The sequence below is a fragment of the Mycobacterium sp. E3298 genome, assembly GCF_001666895.1.
Classification (GTDB): Bacteria; Actinomycetota; Actinomycetes; order Mycobacteriales; family Mycobacteriaceae; genus Mycobacterium.
The window spans coordinates 1-847 of the sequence record NZ_LZJB01000596.1 but is presented as its reverse complement, the minus strand read 5'-3'; the positions used below and the strand labels follow the sequence as shown (position 1 = coordinate 847).

The following is an 847-nucleotide window of genomic DNA, read 5'->3' as shown; positions in this document are numbered from 1 at the left end:
GTGATCACCACGGTGGTGACCACACCGATGCACACGGTCATCACCGTCGCCCACACCCGCCGCGGTGCGCGCTCGACCGTGGCCGCCGCGAGCGCCCCGACCGATCCGAACGAGCGGGCCGTGGCGGCCGTTGCCTTGACGAGGGCGGCGCTGAGCGCGAAGCCGAGCGCGATCTCGGCGCTCAGCAGAGCGGCCATCGCGGCGAACGCGAGGGTGCCGCGCTGGCCGATGACGATCCAGATCGACGCGGCGAACACGGCGACGGCGCCGGCCCCGGCGACGCCACGCAGCCATCGCGGCACGACGTCCGCCGCCGACGCCCCGACGGGCGCCAGCGCCTCGATCGGCGCGACCTTGTACACCTGGCGCGCGGCCATCGCGGAAGCGACCACGCTGGTGAGCGCCGTGGCCGCGAGGGCCAGCGGAATGGCGTAGCCCGGCAGCCAATACTCGACCCTGGCCTCGAGCCCCTGGGTCATCGCCGGGGGCAATCGGCGAATCGCGATGTGCCCGGCCACGATTCCGAGCCCCGAACCGATGGCGCCGCCGATGAGGCCGAGGGTCGCCGCCTCCCCGATCATGTCGCCGACGATCGTCACGCGCCGGCCGCCGATCGCACGCAGCATGGAAATCACCGGCCGGCGCGCGGTGATCGCCATGGTCATCGTGGTGTAGATCAGGAACGCTCCGACCACCAACGCGACCGCCGCCCCCAGCAGGGCCATGTAGTTCATCAGCTTGACGCCGTCGCCGGCGCGGGCGGCCCGAACGCTCGGGGCGGCGACCAGGGCGCGACCGTTCACCGCCGCGGTGACCGCGGCGCGCACGGCGGCCACATCGGCGCCCG

The 847-nt window shown here is 73.9% G+C and carries 1 protein-coding gene; it reads right to left on the bottom strand.

The window, feature by feature from the left end:
• The coding region (locus tag A9X05_RS27245; RefSeq protein WP_156737038.1) for an ABC transporter permease at positions 1 to 847 on the bottom strand (847 nt) is incomplete at both ends.